The organism is Gottfriedia acidiceleris (assembly GCF_023115465.1).
GTDB lineage: Bacteria > Bacillota > Bacilli > Bacillales > Bacillaceae_G > Gottfriedia > Gottfriedia acidiceleris_B.
In genome coordinates this window covers 4,478,964-4,496,353 of sequence record NZ_CP096034.1, presented here as the reverse complement: position 1 = coordinate 4,496,353, position 17,390 = coordinate 4,478,964, and the positions used below count along the sequence as shown (strand labels likewise).

17 protein-coding genes are annotated in these 17,390 nt (G+C 35.4%); 16 read left to right on the top strand and 1 reads right to left on the bottom strand.

Translation table 11 applies throughout. From position 1 onward, the window contains the following. Positions 1 to 497: 497 nt before the first annotated feature. Entirely contained in the window at positions 498 to 1,118 is a 621-nt protein-coding gene (locus MY490_RS21170; RefSeq protein ID WP_248267413.1) for a TetR/AcrR family transcriptional regulator, read from the bottom strand. A gap of 226 nt (positions 1,119 to 1,344) precedes the next feature. On the opposite strand from MY490_RS21170, the gene MY490_RS21165 reads away from it, so the two are divergent. The 16 genes from MY490_RS21165 (at position 1,345) to murA (ending at position 17,186) form a co-directional block, all read left to right on the top strand. Then, positions 1,345 to 1,989, top strand: a complete 645-nt coding sequence (locus tag MY490_RS21165; RefSeq protein ID WP_432707099.1) for an HlyD family secretion protein — start codon at positions 1,345 to 1,347, stop codon at positions 1,987 to 1,989. A gap of 12 nt (positions 1,990 to 2,001) precedes the next feature. After that, entirely contained in the window at positions 2,002 to 3,774 is a 1,773-nt protein-coding gene (locus MY490_RS21160; RefSeq protein WP_248267411.1) for a DHA2 family efflux MFS transporter permease subunit, read from the top strand. Between the two features lie 384 nt (positions 3,775 to 4,158). After that, complete coding sequence (locus MY490_RS21155; RefSeq protein ID WP_056469320.1) at positions 4,159 to 4,527, top strand: NADH-quinone oxidoreductase subunit A; 369 nt, start codon at positions 4,159 to 4,161, stop codon at positions 4,525 to 4,527. Then, a complete protein-coding gene (locus tag MY490_RS21150) occupies positions 4,518 to 5,036 on the top strand; it encodes a NuoB/complex I 20 kDa subunit family protein (protein ID WP_056469321.1) in 519 nt (172 codons plus the stop codon). Before MY490_RS21155 ends, MY490_RS21150 begins: the two co-directional genes overlap by 10 nt. Continuing rightward, the gene (locus MY490_RS21145; RefSeq protein ID WP_248267410.1) at positions 5,033 to 6,367 is read left to right on the top strand and encodes an NADH-quinone oxidoreductase subunit C; all 1,335 of its coding nucleotides are present in this window, start codon (positions 5,033 to 5,035) and stop codon (positions 6,365 to 6,367) included. Before MY490_RS21150 ends, MY490_RS21145 begins: the two co-directional genes overlap by 4 nt. Before the next feature lie 8 nt (positions 6,368 to 6,375). Then, positions 6,376 to 7,476 carry an NADH-quinone oxidoreductase subunit D gene (locus MY490_RS21140; protein ID WP_248267409.1) on the top strand — a complete coding sequence of 367 codons (1,101 nt, stop codon included), beginning with the start codon at positions 6,376 to 6,378 and terminating at the stop codon, positions 7,474 to 7,476. Beyond that, positions 7,476 to 8,477 carry an NADH-quinone oxidoreductase subunit NuoH gene (gene nuoH, locus MY490_RS21135; protein ID WP_097974912.1) on the top strand — a complete coding sequence of 334 codons (1,002 nt, stop codon included), beginning with the start codon at positions 7,476 to 7,478 and terminating at the stop codon, positions 8,475 to 8,477. Before MY490_RS21140 ends, nuoH begins: the two co-directional genes overlap by 1 nt. Positions 8,478 to 8,508: 31 nt before the next feature. Then, the gene (gene nuoI / locus MY490_RS21130) at positions 8,509 to 8,928 is read left to right on the top strand and encodes an NADH-quinone oxidoreductase subunit NuoI (protein WP_025568978.1); all 420 of its coding nucleotides are present in this window, start codon (positions 8,509 to 8,511) and stop codon (positions 8,926 to 8,928) included. Further along, complete coding sequence (locus MY490_RS21125) at positions 8,925 to 9,443, top strand: NADH-quinone oxidoreductase subunit J (RefSeq protein WP_248267408.1); 519 nt, start codon at positions 8,925 to 8,927, stop codon at positions 9,441 to 9,443. Before nuoI ends, MY490_RS21125 begins: the two co-directional genes overlap by 4 nt. After that, complete coding sequence (gene nuoK, locus MY490_RS21120; protein WP_025568976.1) at positions 9,440 to 9,754, top strand: NADH-quinone oxidoreductase subunit NuoK; 315 nt, start codon at positions 9,440 to 9,442, stop codon at positions 9,752 to 9,754. Before MY490_RS21125 ends, nuoK begins: the two co-directional genes overlap by 4 nt. A gap of 17 nt (positions 9,755 to 9,771) precedes the next feature. Beyond that, positions 9,772 to 11,628 (top strand): NADH-quinone oxidoreductase subunit L, encoded by a 1,857-nt coding sequence (gene nuoL / locus MY490_RS21115; protein ID WP_248267407.1) that lies wholly within the window; start codon positions 9,772 to 9,774, stop codon positions 11,626 to 11,628. Beyond that, positions 11,625 to 13,133 (top strand): complex I subunit 4 family protein, encoded by a 1,509-nt coding sequence (locus tag MY490_RS21110; protein ID WP_248267406.1) that lies wholly within the window; start codon positions 11,625 to 11,627, stop codon positions 13,131 to 13,133. Before nuoL ends, MY490_RS21110 begins: the two co-directional genes overlap by 4 nt. A gap of 3 nt (positions 13,134 to 13,136) precedes the next feature. Further along, a complete protein-coding gene (nuoN, locus tag MY490_RS21105) occupies positions 13,137 to 14,633 on the top strand; it encodes an NADH-quinone oxidoreductase subunit NuoN (protein ID WP_248267405.1) in 1,497 nt (498 codons plus the stop codon). A gap of 179 nt (positions 14,634 to 14,812) precedes the next feature. Beyond that, a complete protein-coding gene (locus MY490_RS21100; protein WP_025568971.1) occupies positions 14,813 to 15,049 on the top strand; it encodes a DUF1146 family protein in 237 nt (78 codons plus the stop codon). A gap of 80 nt (positions 15,050 to 15,129) precedes the next feature. After that, positions 15,130 to 15,849, top strand: coding sequence for a YwmB family TATA-box binding protein (locus tag MY490_RS21095; RefSeq protein ID WP_248267404.1), 720 nt, complete (start codon positions 15,130 to 15,132; stop codon positions 15,847 to 15,849). 32 nt (positions 15,850 to 15,881) lie between these two features. After that, the gene (murA, locus tag MY490_RS21090; protein WP_098231079.1) at positions 15,882 to 17,186 is read left to right on the top strand and encodes a UDP-N-acetylglucosamine 1-carboxyvinyltransferase; all 1,305 of its coding nucleotides are present in this window, start codon (positions 15,882 to 15,884) and stop codon (positions 17,184 to 17,186) included. Positions 17,187 to 17,390: the final 204 nt, after the last annotated feature.

Here is a 17,390-nt window from a genome sequence, read left to right as displayed (position 1 = left end):
AAATTCTGGCTACTGTAATTAAATTTTGTAAAACTACAATTAAAATTTAGAAAACTGCAATTAAATATACGAGAAAATGCAAATAAAAAAGGCACATCTTTTTATACGCAAAAAGAAATAAGGAGATTAGCTAAACTGTTAATAAAGCAACATCAGCTTTTAGATCGAAATATATTAGATAAGTACAATATTGGTAAAAATGAACTACTAACTGGTGTAATTTGCATTAATTGTCATCAGTTTTCAATGGTTCGAGATAAAGGGAACTGGATTTGCAAGTAATGCTTTTATGTTTCAAAAGTAGCACATAATAATGCTTTAGTTGATTACTTTTTGTTAATTGGAAACTCGATAAACAATAAACAAGTTAGAGATTTTCTCCATATACCCTCTATGTACAACGCTTCTAGACTCCTACCCAAACTAAACCTACCATCATCAGGAACAAAAAAAGACAAAATACACTATTTATACGAGCTGTCACAGCAATCCTCTTTTTAGTTTAATTCCAATCCCGCTGTTGTTAAAACACCATTTCTTGAGATTTTTAAAAGGTATTCTGCCATGTGTTTTTTTGTGTATGGCATGTCATTTTCAACCCAAAATGAAATTACGCTGAGAGTTGCACCTGATAAATAACTTACTAGTAGGTCACCTGGAACAAGGTATTTACTCTTTTTTGGTTGTATGAATGCAATGCCTTTTTCGAACGTTGTTGATAATACTTCGTAAAGTCTTCTTCTAAATATATTTGGTCCTTGTCTTTTTAGGAGGACCTTGTAGAAGTAACTGTTTTTTTCGATATGTTCGAATAGATGGAAATAGGATTTTAAGGCCATTTCATCGAGTGAGTTTGTGTTTCCGTCATATTTACTAAAATCTACATTTTTCATGGCGCTATCCAAATCAACTAGTTTTTCTCTAACGATTTGGCGGACCATTTGGTATTTGTCTTCGTAATGGCTATAAAAGGTTGCTCTGTTAACATTTGCTTTTTTAGTTATATCTTGTACACTGATCGCTTCGAATTCTTTATCTGATAGTAGCGTAATTAATGCATCTTGTAAAAGTTGTCTAGTTCGAATGACACGAGGGTCGAGATTATTTTTTATGCTCATTTTAAAACTCCTTTATTAAATAACTTTAAGAAATTAAACAGTTAATAACAGTAGTGTTGCTTAAACAACAAATTTTTAATTATTAACGGTTGAGTACGTTTATAAATCAATTATAATTAAAAACTATGAGAAGTAAAACGACAATGTGTTGCTTTACTTTTGTTACCTATATAGAGAAACGATTAAAAATTAAGGAGGAATTTTATTTATGGGGAACATGAAGAAAATGGTGTTTGTTAACATAATTACTTTAATCATATTAGTTGCTGGTGGATTTGCTGGTTATTACTATTATGATCAAACAACAAATTATATAAAAACGGATAATGCAAAAATAGATGGGCAACAAATTGTTATTTCATCTCCTGCTGCTGGTAAGCTTGAGTCATGGTCAGGTACATTCGGAAAGACATTTTCACCAAATGAATCAATCGGGAAAGTTTTAACTGCGCCTCAAACAGCTGGAGATACTGCACATGAAGTATCAGTTTCAGTACCAACAAATGCTACGATTGTTCAAGCAAATGCGATTAAAGATCAATTAGTTGGAACAGGTTCAACTCTTGGTTATGCATATAACTTAGATAATCTTTGGGTTACTGCGAATATTAAAGAAACTGAAGTAGAAGATGTGAAAAAAGGTCAAGAGGTTGATGTGTATGTTGACGCATATCCAGATACTACTTTAACAGGTACTGTGGAATTTGTTGGATTAACAACTGCAAATACATTTAGTTTATTACCTTCTGGAAACTCTAATGCAAACTATACGAAAGTTGAGCAGGTTGTACCTGTAAGAATTGCTTTAGATCATAATAAGTCATTTGAAATTGTTCCAGGAATGAATGTTTCTGTTCGTATCCATAAGTAAGGAGGAATTTCAATGTCTACAGGAATGATTATTGCATATGGAGGGTTTTGCTTAATTGTTTTCTTTGTTATTAATCGTATCGTATTAAAAAATAAAGAAAATGACCTAAAAAAAAATAAAAGAGAAGAAATGGTCCAATCGGAAGAACCAAATAAAATAGAAACAACTGAAGAAATTCAAAAGAAATCAATTCCATCAGAGTCAAGTGAAAAACAGAGCTTTAGCATGGGAAAAGTTTTGACAGTACTATTACTAGGGATGTTCGTGTCTATTTTAAATCAGACATTAATAAATGTTGCTTTACCGAAGTTAATGGCAGATTTTAATGTAACTACTTCAACTGCACAATGGTTATCTACTGGTTTTATGCTAGTGAATGGTATTTTAATTCCGGTCAGTGCTTACTTAGTTGATACATTTACCTATCGAAAATTATTTATCTTTTCGATGATTGCCTTTACAATCGGTTCAATCATTTGTGCTTTATCAGGAAACTTCCCAGTTATGATGGCAGGTCGCGTAGTTCAAGCTGTCGGGGCTGGTATTTTAATGCCGCTTGGTATGAATATCTTTATGACGATCTTCCCGCCTGAAAAGCGTGGGGCAGCAATGGGATTAATGGGGATTGCAATGATCCTGGCACCAGCTATTGGTCCAACAATAACTGGGTATGTAGTACAAGATTATTCATGGCATTTCTTATTTTATGGAATGGCTGTGTTAGGTGTCATTTCAATTATTTTGTCTAATGCTTGGTTTCATATTTCACGTAAACGTTCATTTCCAACTTTGGATATTTGGGGAGTAATAAGCTCGTCACTTGGATTCGGAAGTTTATTATATGGATTCAGTGAAGCTGGTAATAAAGGTTGGGGTAGCACTGAAGTAGTTCTTTCTTTAGTAATTGCATGTATCAGCTTAGGTTTATTTGTGTGGAGAGAATTAACTGCTAAACAACCATTAATAAATTTAAAAGTATTTAAATCTTTTTCATTTACTTACACATTATTAATTAACTTAATCGTTACGACTGCTTTATACGGTGGGATGATTTTACTACCTCTTTATTTACAAAACATTCGTGGGTTTACACCAATTAAAGCAGGATTATTATTACTTCCTGGTTCTTTAATAATGGGTGCGCTCGGACCAATTACGGGTAAATTGTTCGATAAATATGGTATCCGTCCTTTAGCGATTTTTGGTTTACTTATTATGACATTTACAACGTATGAGTTCACTAAATTGTCTATTGATACACCATATTTAAAAATTATGTTTTTCTATACTTTACGTTCATTCGGTATGTCATTTATTATGATGCCAATTATGACTGCTGGGTTAAATAAATTACCACTTAAGATGATTTCGCATGGTACTGCAACTCAAAATACACTAAGACAAGTTGCAGGTTCGGTAGGTACAGCAGTCCTTGTTACAATTATGACGACTCAAACGACTAATCACATGGCAGACTTCTCAAATGAAGTAACGTCAACGAATCCGTTCATTATGGATTGGGTTCACCAAACAGGCGCACAGTTAGCTGGTGCAGCTGGAGTAACCCCTTCTCAAGGTGGAGCTTTAGCAGTTACTACGCTTTATAGTCAGGCGTCTAAATTAGCATCTATAAATGGAATCAATGATGCATTTATCTTTGCAACTGCACTGTCTGGTATTGCATTAGTACTTTCATTCTTTATGGGAAGTACAAAAAGTAGAAAGTTTGCACAGTCTAAAACTAAAAATCAAAATAAGCAGTCTTCAAAAACGATTGCATCTTAAAATAAGGCCAGTTCATGTGTTGAACTGGTTTTTTTTCGACAATTATCACTATTTTTTAATTTGTGGGAATTGTGAATAACTTTCTGTGGATTTGTGGATAACTCTTATACTGATATACAATTTTAATAACTGGTAATGACAATTGAAATATTAGAAATTTATTAGAACGACATAGATATATGATAATGTAAGAATATTAGAATTTATTTTCCAACTATATTATTCAATTTTTTGATTAATGGCAATAAATATCGACACGTTTTTGTCACATTTGTTATAATGAATACGATTACAAAACTGAATAGTAAAAATTAATGAAAAATACATTATATTTATAATAAGTATATAATGTAGAGCTCTTTAGTTAGAGGAGGGACAAGTTTCGTGAATGCTTATTTAAATAATTATGTGATCGTAGTTGTGTTTCTAGTTATAGGAATTGCGCTTCCAGTTGTCGCACTCTCAGTAATAGGTAAAATTTTAAGACCGAATGTACCAACTGAAGCAAAAGCAACGACCTATGAAAGTGGTATTGAACCATTTCATGATGCGAAGGTTCGTTTCCACGCTGGATATTACATTTTTGCGCTATTATTCGTTATTTTTGATGTTGAAACTGTTTTCTTATATCCGTGGGCTGTTGCATATGATCAATTAGGGCTTTTTGCTTTTGTAGAGATGATTATTTTTATTCTTATGCTACTGCTTGGACTTATTTATGCTTGGAAGAAGAAGGTGTTGAAATGGTTATGAAGTTAGATGGAATTTCTGTTGCTGAAATGGAAGAACTCCAAAAGAATATTTTTTTTACGACTCTGGAAGAAGTGAAGGCATGGGCAAGAAGTAACTCGTTATGGCCATTAACATTCGGGTTAGCTTGTTGTGCAATCGAAATGATGGGTGTAGGTTCATCTCATTATGACTTAGACCGATTTGGATCATTTTTCCGTACTTCTCCTCGTCAATCTGACTGTATGATTGTTTCAGGAACTGTAACGAAAAAGATGGCGCCAATTGTTAAACGCCTTTACGATCAAATGCCAGAACCAAAATGGGTAATTGCGATGGGCTCATGTGCGACTGCTGGTGGTCCATATGTTAACTCGTATGCAGTTGTTAAAGGAGTGGACCAGATTGTTCCAGTAGATGTGTATATCCCTGGATGCCCTCCGAATCCAGCAGCATTAATTTATGGTATTAACAAATTGAAAGAAAAGATTCGTTACGAAGCTAAAACTGGAAAGCAGGTGACGAATAAGTGAGTGAAGATAAGTCAAAAGAACAGTTAAAGAAAGAAGCAGCTGAGAGGGCTAAAGAAGCGGCTCGACGTAAAATGGAACAGTTGAAGGCAGAAAAGGAAGTTGCAAAAAATACTGAAGTCCAAAAAGAAGAAGTTCCTGTAGTTGAGGAGCCTACTGTTGAAAATGATGATAAACAAGAGGAACCAGCTTCAGAAGATGAAAAAGCGAAAGCACTTGCACTAGCGAAAGCAAAAGCAGTAGCAGCGGCGAAGGCAAAGGCGGCAGCAATCGCAAAACAGAAAGCAGCAGAAGCAAGTGAACAGGCTCAAGCAGAAGAGCCAGAGACAACTTCTGATGATGATAAGGCAAAGGCTTTAGCAGCAGCGAAGGCAAAAGCAGTAGCGGCAGCAAAAGCAAAGGCAGCAGTAATTGCAAAACAAAAAGCAGCGGAATCAGGCGAACAGGCTCATGCAGAAGAGCAAGAGGCGACTACTGAAGATGATAAGGCGAAGGCCTTAGCAGAGGCGAAGGCAAAAGCAGTAGCGGCAGCAAAAGCAAAGGCAGCGGCGTTAGCGAAGCAAAAAGCAGCAGAAGGTGGAGAAGCTTCAGCAGATGGTGCAGAAGATGAAAAAGCGAAAGCAATTGCAGCGGCGAAGGCAAAAGCAGTAGCAGCAGCAAAAGCAAAGGCAGCGGCATTGGCAAAACAAAAAGCAGCGGGTGGAGAAGGCACAGCAACTGCTGGTTCAGACGATGAAGCGGCAAAAGCAAAAGCGAAGGCAATTGCAGTTGCGAAGGCAAAAGCAGCAGCAGCGGCAAAAGCGAAAGGTAAAACAGATGCTGGTAAAGAGGCTGCAGTTGAAGAAGTGAAGCCTTCTCACAATCAACCATTGTTAGATGAAGTAAAGTCATTAATTGAAAAAGAGTTTGGAGCGGATGTTATTGAGGAAGCAACTATAAATACGCTTTCTAAACATGATCCAACTTTTACAATTAAAAGGGATGCTTATTTTAAAGTAGCGCAGTTCTTAAAGAATAATGAACAGCTACAATTTACTTATTTATCTGGATTACATGGAACTGATTTTGTTGAGTACATGGAAGTTTACTCTTACATATATTCATATAAACGTAACCATGGAATCGCTTTAAAAGTAAGAGCAGACCGTCAACAACCTATTGTTGATAGTATTACTCCAATATGGGAAGGTGCAAACTGGCCAGAGCGTGAGACTTACGACTTACTTGGTATTCAGTTTGAAGGTCATCCAAAATTGGAGCGGATCTTACTGCCAGATAATTGGGTTGGCTATCCACTAAGAAAAGATTACGTTCAATTTGACGAGGGGGTGTAGGATAAGCCATGATTCGTACGGAAGAAATGCTATTAAATGTCGGACCTCAGCATCCAAGTACACACGGTGTATTTCGTCTTGTGTTAAAGATTGATGGAGAGATCATTAAGGAGGCGACACCTGTCATCGGTTATCTACACCGTGGTACAGAGAAAATCGCTGAAAATCTTCAATATACACAGATTATTCCATATACAGACCGTATGGATTATCTATCAGCAATGACAAATAACTATGTTATCTGCCATGCTGTTGAAACAATGATGGATATTAAAGTTCCAGATCGCGCAGAGTATTTACGCGTTATTTCAATGGAATTAGGGCGTATTGCTAGTCATTTAGTTTGGTGGGGTACAAACCTTCTAGATATTGGGGCAGTGAGTCCGTTCCTTTATGCTTTCCGCGAGCGTGAAATGATTATCAATCTATTAAACGAACTTTGTGGAGCGAGATTGACTTTTAACTACATGCGTGTTGGTGGGGTAAAGTGGGATGCTCCTGAAGGTTGGATTGAAAAAGTAAAAGAGTTTATTCCTTATATGAGAGAGCAATTAAAAGGATATCACGATTTAGTTTCAGGTAATGAAATCTTTATTAATCGTGTAAAAGGTATTGGTGCATATTCACAAGAAGATGCAATTAATTTTTCATTAAGTGGTGCAAATCTTCGTTGTACTGGTGTTAAATATGATCTACGAAAAGATGCTCCATATTCTATATACGATCGTTTTGATTTCGATGTCCCAGTGGGAACAGTTGGCGATGCATGGGATCGATATATGTGTAGAATGCTAGAAATTGAAGAATCATTAAAGATTTTAGAACAAGCTGTTGAACAATTCCCTGCTGAAGGTGATATTTTAGCAAAAGTTCCTAAAATCATCAAAGCTCCTAAAGGTGAAGGATACGTAAGAATTGAGTCACCGCGTGGAGAAATCGGTTGCTATATTGCAAGTGATGGCAAAAAAGAGCCGTATCGTTTGAAGTTTAGACGACCATCTTTTTATAACCTGCAAATTCTTCCAAAGTTATTAAAAGGTGAAAACATCGCAAACTTAATTACTATTTTAGGTGGTATTGATATTGTGCTTGGGGAGGTAGATGGATAATGATCGAAAATCTTCTACAAAGTACACCGTCTTGGATAAATTTTCTCATCTATTTAGGCTTAGGCGTTATTTTTCTATTTGTAGTTTTAGGTTTTGTAACATTTGGAATCCTATCAGAACGTAAAGTAATGGGTTTCATGCAAGGGCGTATTGGACCTAACCAAGTTGGTGGACGCTATGGTTTACTTCAAACTGTTGCTGACGTATTAAAACTACTTTTAAAAGAAGATACAATTCCGAAAGCGGCAGATAAACCATTATTTATACTTGCACCGATCATCGCATTTGCACCAGCGTTTATGGTATTAGCAACTCTACCTTTCACGGAGAACTTACAGTTTGCTGATATAGGTGTTGGATTGCTTTACTATATTGCTGTTTCAGGATTAACAACAGTTGGGGTTGTCACAGCGGGTTGGGCTTCAAATAATAAGTACTCACTTATTGGTGGTATGCGTGCAGCAGCACAAATGATTTCATATGAAATTCCGTTAGTAATGAGCGTATTAGGTGTTATTTTATTAACTGGAAGCTTAAATTTAAATGATATTGTTAATGCACAGGAGAATGTATGGTTCATTGTAACTCAGCCGATTGCTTTTATCGTTTTCTTAATTGCAGCTGTAGCTGAATTAAACCGTACACCTTTTGACTTACCAGAGGCTGAGTCAGAACTTGTAGCAGGTTATCATACAGAGTTTTCAGGATTCCGTTGGGCATTTTTTATGCTTTCTGAGTATGTTTACTTTTTTGCAATGTGTTCGTTAATTACGATTCTATTTTTAGGCGGGTGGAAGCCAATTGCGGGTCTAGATTTTATTCCCGGAGCTGTATGGTTCTCATTAAAATTTAGTGTAATTTTATATTTATTAATTTGGTTCCGTGTAACGTTCCCACGTTTACGTGCTGACCAATTAATGGAGTTCGGATGGAAGGTATTATTACCAGTTTCATTAGCTAATATTTTAATAACTGCATTAGTAAAAAGCTTGTTCTTCTAAACAAATAGACCAATCTAAAGGGGTGTGAGTCATGATTGGGTTAGTAAAAGGATTAAAATATACTCTTCAAAATTTAACGCGCGAGAAAGTGACGTATGATTATCCAAATCAGCCGATTCCGTTACCAGATCGTTTTCGTGGTATTCAAAAGTTTTATCCAGAAAAATGTATTGTTTGTAATCAATGTTCAGCAATCTGTCCAACAGACTGTATTACATTAACTGGAAAAAAACATCCTGATCCTACGAAAAAAGGAAAAATTATCGACACATACGATATAAATTTCGAAATTTGTATTCTATGTGATTTATGTACAGAAGTTTGTCCTACAGAAGCGATTATTATGACAAATAACTTTGAACTTGCTGAATATTCACGTGATGAATTGTTTAAAGACCTTCAATGGCTTGATGAAAACGATCAAAACATTCGAAAGGAGAATAAAGCATGAGTGGTTTCGTAGTTGCTTTCTTTCTTCTTTCTTTATCAGCCATTTTAGGTGGCGTTATGATGTTAAACTCAACGAAAGTTATGCATATGATGCTTTCACTTGTTTTAACATTCATAAGTATTGCAGGGATTTATGTCCTTCTATCAGCCGAATTCGTAGCTGTTGTTCAAATTCTTATTTACTCAGGTGCAGTAACAATCTTAATGATTTTTGGAATTATGTTAACGAAACATGATATTGAAAGTGAAAAGCCAAAAAGAAATTGGAGAAATATTGCTGCGTTAATCGGTGTTGTTGCATTTGGAGTCGTTATGTTTTTAGGAGTAAACGGACTTTCAATCGATGCATCAGATGTTGATTTAGCAACAAATAATACGAAAAATATTGGATTACAACTATTTACAAATCATATCGTGCCATTTGAAGTAATGTCTGTATTATTGCTTATTGCTTTAGTAGGTGCGATCATTTTAGCAAAATCAGATGATTCAAAAGAGGAGGGTACGAAGGAATGAGTTCAGTTCCAATTAATGCTTATCTTCTTTTAGCGCTAATTTTATTTTGTATCGGATTATATGGTGCATTAACAAAACGAAACACAGTAATTGTGTTAATTTGTATTGAGTTAATGTTAAATGCTGCAAATATTAATTTAGTGGCATTTAGTAAGCTTGGTGTAGCACCTTCGTTAACAGGACAAATTTTTTCATTATTTACGATTTCAGTTGCAGCTGCTGAGGCTGCAGTGGGCGTGGCAATTTTAATCGCATGGTATCGTCATCGTCAGACAGTTAATATCGATGAAGCTGATTCATTGAAAAGATAAATAGGAGGTGGAATTTGATGATGCAGTATGCTTGGCTTGTTCCGGTACTTCCGCTAATTTCCTTTCTAATCCTACTATTAGCTGGTACAAAAGGAAAGAAAGGTAGTGGGATTTTAGGAGCAACTTTAACAGGAATCTCATTCATCATCTCCTTGTTCGTCTTATTTGACCGTCTACAAGGGGATACAGTGCAGAAACTATACACTTGGTTAACAATTGGGAATATCGATATTCACGTTGGATATGTAGTAAATGCACTAAATTCGTTAATGTTAGTAATCGTTACGTTTGTTAGTACATTAGTACATATTTATTCAACAGCATATATGGAAGAGGATGACAGAATTACAGTGTTTTTCGCATACTTAGGGTTATTTACATTTGCGATGTTAGCACTTGTCATTTCACCTAGCATTCTACAACTTTATGTATTCTGGGAGTTAGTAGGTTTAGGTTCATTTTTACTTGTTGGTTTCTACTTTTATAAAGAGGAAGCAAAAGCCGCGGCTAAAAAAGCGTTCATTATGACGAGAATAGGGGACGTTGGTTTATTTATCGGGATGGTACTATTATTTTGGAAAACAAAGAGCTTTGATTTCGATCAAATTTTCAATGTAATCCAAGGTGGACAAGTGAGTACTGGTACGTTAACACTTATTGCGATTCTAATTTTCGTAGGAGCAATGGGTAAATCAGGTCAGTTCCCACTTCATACATGGCTTCCTGATGCGATGGAAGGTCCAACACCTGTTTCTGCATTAATTCACGCAGCAACAATGGTAGCTGCCGGTGTTTACTTAGTAGCAACGACTTATCCTATCTTTATTGCTAGTGGAACTGCTTTAACGGTAGTTGCGATTGTCGGAGGATTTACAGCAATCTTTGCAGCGAGTATTGGACTTGTGCAAAGAGATATTAAGCGAGTACTAGCATACTCTACAGTCAGTCAATTGGGTTATATGATGCTTGCATTAGGTGTAGGTGGTTATACAGCAAGTATTTTTCACTTAACAACTCATGCGTTTTTTAAAGCATTGTTATTCTTAGCAGCAGGTAGTGTTATTCATGCCGTGCACACTCAAGATATCTTTAAAATGGGTGGATTACGTCAGAAAATGAAATGGACATCTACACTATTCTTAATCGGTACATTAGCTATAACAGGTGTACCATTACTATCTGGTTTCTTTAGTAAGGATGAGATTTTAGCTGCAACTTGGGAAAAGGGAAACTACGCTTTATTCGTAGTAGCTTTAATTGCAGCATTCTTTACTTCCTTCTATATGTTCCGTTTATATTTCTTAGTTTTCACTGGAGAAGAGAAGACAAAAGGTGCTCATGAGTCACCAATGTCAATGGTTCTACCAATGTCTTTATTAGGGATCCTTGCTATATTTGCAGGTTATATTAATACACCATTCTTTGGTCGTCACTTAAATGAGTTTTTATTAGATGGAGCTCCATTTACAATTGCTGAGCATAATCATGAGCCATATTGGATTATGATCGTAGCAACGCTTGTTTCTTTAGCTGGTATTACGCTTGCTTACAATATGTATGGAAGAAAATTGAAGCAAACTAAACAAGAAGAAAATGGATTATTCTATGAGATTCTTCTTAATAAATACTATATTGATGAATTATATAACAGTTCAATCGTAAAAGGTATGTTTGCAATCGGACATGTAATGTTTGCAATTGAGCGTTTTGTAATTGAAGGGCTTGCAGTTCTAGTAAAAGGAATTGTAAGTAGTGTCGGTGGAATTGGTTCAAGGCTGCAAAGTGGTCAAGTTCAAACTTATGGATTTATCACAATACTTGGTCTTGCACTAATCTTATTAGCAATCGTTGTGACAGGGGGGTACAACTTATGATGTCTCATTTCTTATTATGGGTTGTTTTCTCACCTTTATTGGGATTATTACTAGTTTCTTTTGCTCCAAAGAATTCTTATAAGCTTTGGGCATTATTGACTTCGGTTTTATCATTTGCAGTTACTATACTAGCTTATATAGCAGGTCAAAACCATTCTAGTTTAAAAGATTGGAATATTTCATATGATTGGTTTTCATTTGGAAAGTTTTTCGCTGGATCAACTAGATTGTTTCAAGTTAAGTTTGAGCTTGGAGTAGACGGTCTATCATTAGTGATGATTTTACTTACTGGTATTATCTCATTAATCGCTGTAATAGCAGGTTTCTCTATTAATAAAGGTTCAAAAGGCTTTTATCAACTACTATTTATTTTACAAGTAGGAATGTTTGGTGTATTTGCAGCTCAGAACTTAGTATTATTCTTCTTATTCTTTGAATTAACGTTAGTTCCAATGTTCTTCTTAATTGGTAAATGGGGCCGATTTGATAGTGAACGTGCTGGATACCAGTTCTTAATTTATAACGGATTAGGATCTGCATTCTTATTATTTGTTATTGCTGTCCTATTTGCTCGCACAGGCACAACAAATTATGAAGTTTTAGCAAACATCATTCCAGCAGGACAACAAACTGTTAGTCCAATTTCAGAGCATTTAAAAATGGTTCTATTAATTTGTTTATTAATTGCATTTGCAATCAAACTACCATTATTCCCGTTCCACCGATGGATGGTGAATGTTCATACTCAAGCAAACCCTGCTGTAGTAATCATTCACGCTGGTATCCTGTTAAAAATTGGAACTTACGGTTTAATTCGTTTTGCTTTAGGTGTTTTCCCAGAGCAATTTGAAAAAATGTCGGTTGCTCTTGCGATAATTGGTGTAATTAATTTACTTTACGGAGCTTATATTGCTTTAATCCAAAAGGAATTACGTTCTGTATTGGCATATTCAAGTTTCTCACATATGGGGATTGTTATTATTGGATTAGCAGCAATGAATAGCGCTGGAATCCAAGGAGCAATTTTACAATCAGTATCTCACGGTTTAATTGCAGCACTTCTATTTTTAATAGTTGGCATGTTAGAAAATCGAGGTGATACTACTAGTTTTGACCGTATTTCTGGTCTTTCAAAATCAGCTCCAAGACTTGCTGGCTTATTACTTTTTGGCGGTATGGCATCGTTAGGTTTACCAGGTCTATCAGGGTTCGTAGGAGAATGGCTATCATTTGTTGGCCTTTTCCAATCTCATAAAGCAATTGCAACAGTAGGGACGTTAGGAATCATCTTAACTGCAGCTTATATTTTAAGAGCAATTTTACAATTAAGCTTCGGTAAAACTAGTGAATTTATTTCATCATTCACTGATTTGTCAAAACGCGAAGCAATCGCTTCAGTTATTTTAGTATTTGCGATTGTCCTGCTTGGTGTATACCCAGCTTTCGTAAATGATATGATTGTGTCATCAGTGGATTTTATCATTCAAGGGATTAGAGGTGTATAGAAGATGACTTGGAAAGCATTATCTGAATTTCAATGGGGAACAATGGGTCCTGAGATTATTCTAGTCGCTGCTGCGCTTCTTCTATTAACTCTTGAACTCTTACTACCTAAAAATGCGAGTCGTAAAATAGTCGGATGGGTTGGTTTACTAAGCGTTGTTGGATCACTAGTATGGTTAATCACACTTTATTCACATAAACCAATAAGTCTACTAGCGGGGTCGTTTAAACTTGATTCATTTGGGCTTCTCTTTAAAACTATTTTATTAATCGGAGCAATCTTAGTTTTATTACTTGCTCTTGGAGATAAATCAATTACAGAGCGCTCAGAATACTACACATTGTTTATTACAGCGTTAATTGGAGCAATGTATATGGCTTCAAGTAGTGATTTAATCACATTATTTGTTGGATTAGAGTTACTTTCGATTTCATCTTATATTCTAGTTGGCATTCAAAAGAGAAGAGAAGGCTCTTCTGAGGCAGCACTTAAGTATGTAATTAACGGTGGTATTTCAACTGCAATTACATTATTCGGACTAAGCTATACTTATGGCTTAACAGGTACAACAAACATTACTGAAATGAATGTGGCACTTCAACAAGGAATTCCAAGCAGTAATGAATTTCTAATGATCCTAGCATTTGTGCTAGTGTTTGTTGGATTATCATTTAAACTAGCGTCTGTTCCGTTCCATATGTGGGCGCCAGATGTATATGAAGGTGCTCCAACTCCTGTAACAGCATTCTTAGCAACAGTTTCAAAAACAGGCGGGTTTATTATCGTACTTCGCATCTTCTTAGCAATTTTCACGGGTGCATTATTGATGAAGGAACAAAAATCTGTATTTGAAGTAATGCAACCAGTTGTTGCTACATTGGCCGCGTTATCGATGATTATTGGTAATACGATTGCTTTAAAACAAAACAGTCTAAAGCGTATACTTGCATACTCGGGTATTGCACACGGAGGTTATGTTCTAGTTGCATTTGTAAGTATTTCACCATTCATGTTTGAGGGAATCTGGTTCTATTTATTAGCTTATACATTCATGACAATCGGTATTTTAACAATTGTCTACAATGTACAACAACAAAGGGGATCTGACTCATTATCATCATTTGCAGGGCTAATTAAAACAAATCCATTTTTAGCGATTACCATGACAATATTTGTTTTATCGCTAGCAGGTATTCCATTAACTGCAGGGTTTATAGGAAAGTTAAATATTTTCTTGGGGGCTTTCGTCCAAGTTAAAGGATATTTTGTATTAGGTGGCATTCTACTTTTAACTACAGTAGTATCTTATTTTTACTATTTCGGCATCCTTCAAACTATTTTCTTTAGAAGTAGTGAAGAGCGTAAAGTCGTACTTCCTAAGACACATCTATTCGTTGTATTGGTTTGTGCCGTTTTAACAATTGTATTGGGTATTAAACCATCTTTAGCATTAGATATATTTCATAAGCTAGACATTGTGAAAGACTTCTTTATGGCGTAAAATATATTTAAACTAAAAGTGTAGGGTGATTCCTACACTTTTTAATTTGTAGAGAAAGTATAAAATTAGGTTTTTAGACTGTTTGAACTTGCTTGCATCAAGAAAACATAGGCAAAAAAAGCAAATAGGCATTCTAAAAGGTTTTTCTATAAAAATCGAGCGGAAAGAGGACGTAAAAAATGGAAGCTTTAGTTGGGACAGAAGCTTTATTAGCAATAATTGTCCATTTATTTTTCATTATTTTAACTTGGTGGGCTTTAACAGCAATTAAGTGGGAGAGTATTATGAAAAAAGGCCATGTCGCCCAAATTCGACTTTTTATGGTGCTATTAACGATTACAATTTCTTCTGCTGTAAGTAGTTTTTTCTTAGACTATCTTCAATATACAAAAAACATCACATATTTATTGAAATAATTTGTCAAAAAGTATGTTACGATGTATCGTATAAACCCCTCTCTACCTGTGAAAAATGGAAGTAAGAGAGGGGATTATATATGAAAAAAACTATGTACTTATTTTTAATTACGATTACTTTTGCTTCTGCATTATTTTTTAATTGGGGTAAAATCGGTATGGCTGATACAGGTGTAGGCCAATTGAACCGTTTTGCAGACGTATTAAATAAAAAAGACATTTCGGTTACAAGTTGGAATTTATACGCAAGAGAAGCTAAAATGAATACTTCGGTGTCCAAAATAATCAGTAAATATAAAGACGATTTTAAAAATTTTAAGTGGACGAAAGCAGACAATGGTAATAAAATAATTGGTACGTTTAACCATAATTTGGTCACAGAAAGAATCGTTGTTACATCTACTGGCAATAACAGCAGCTATGTAATTTATGAGCTTAGTGGGACTAAATGGGACCAGCATGCTGAAAAAGAAACGAATAAACTTATAAAGAACTCATTGGAAAATATTTTTAGTAAAGAACCTACTTTTTTTACTTGTATAAAGGGGACAATGGGTGGTAAACTTGAAGGTGTTTTGCAGGGTATAAAAAATGATTTTTTGGGGACTTTTAAAGCAACAAAAATTGAAGAAATAAAAGAAGGGGCATTCGTCTCTGTTTCAGCATATACTGAACAGTGGAATGACGCTCTGGTTGCAAATGGCAAAAAAATTAATTTACAAATTGCAATTCGTGAAAACAATGTTGATAAATCAACGACAATTATTATTGGCACACCGATTATAACAGTAGAATATTGATAGATCTATTTTAGGACACGGAGGGGAAAAGTTTGGATAAAATCATTGTCCGTGGCGGGAAACAGCTTCAAGGCACAGTTCGTGTAGAGGGTGCAAAAAATGCTGTCTTACCAGTTCTTGCTGCAGCGCTACTAGCTAGTGAAGGAAAAAATATAATTCATGACGTACCAACTCTATCTGACGTATACACGATTAACGAAGTTCTTCGTAATTTAAATACAGAAGTTGGGTTCAAAAATAATACAGTAACAGTTGATGCTTCAAAGGATTTACATGTTGAAGCGCCATTTGAATATGTTCGTAAAATGCGAGCATCTATTCTTGTAATGGGACCACTTTTAGCTAGAAATGGTCATGCACGTGTAGCGTTACCAGGTGGATGTGCGATTGGATCTAGACCAATTGAACAGCACTTAAAAGGATTTGAAGCAATGGGAGCTCAAATTACGGTTGGTAATGGTTTTGTAGAAGCAAAATCAAACGGTCGTTTAAAAGGGGCAAAAATCTATTTAGATTTCCCAAGCGTAGGTGCAACAGAAAATATTATGTCTGCAGCTTCACTTGCAGAAGGAACAACAATTCTTGAAAATGCTGCAAAAGAACCTGAAATTGTTGACTTAGCAAATTTCATTAATGCAATGGGTGGTAAAGTTCGTGGAGCTGGAACAGGCACTATTCGAATTGAAGGTGTACCAACATTATTTGGTACAACTCATCACATTATTCCAGACCGTATTGAAGCTGGAACATTTATGGTAGCAGCAGCAATCACGAATGGAAACGTATTAATTGAAAATGCAGTTCCAGAACATTTAAGCTCAGTTGTAGCGAAAATGCGTGAAATGGGAGTAACAATTATTGAAGAGGAAGAAGGTCTTCGAGTAATTGGTACAGACAATTTAAAACCTGTAGACATCAAAACGATGCCTCACCCAGGCTTCCCAACAGATATGCAATCACAAATGATGGCACTTCTATTAAAAGCTAATGGAACAGGCATGATTACTGAAACAGTATTCGAAAATCGTTTTATGCACGTGGAAGAATTCCGTCGCATGAATGCAAATATTAAAATTGAAGGTCGATCAACTATTATTCATGGACCGAATGATCTTCAAGGAGCAGAAGTAGCTGCTACGGATTTACGTGCTGCTGCATCACTTATCCTTGCTGGTCTTGTTGTTGATGGATATACTCGTGTTACTGAATTAAAACATTTAGATCGTGGTTATGTAAATTTCCATGAAAAGCTTGCTGCACTTGGAGCGGACATTGAACGTGTAAACGAACCAAGCACAGCTGTAGAGGAAGAAACACTAAAAGATTTACAAGCGTAAACTAAAAACTAATTCAAATGCCTGGCACTTTGTGTTACCCCACATAGAGTCGGGCATTTTTGCATTTTCATGCAACTTTCTACTATCAGTTATAGGCAGAAACCTTATAAAATATTCTAAAAATAATAAAAAAAAATACAATTTGTAAAAAGAATCTAATTTGAATTCAATCTATTATTTGTTCTAAATGCTTGTCCATGTACA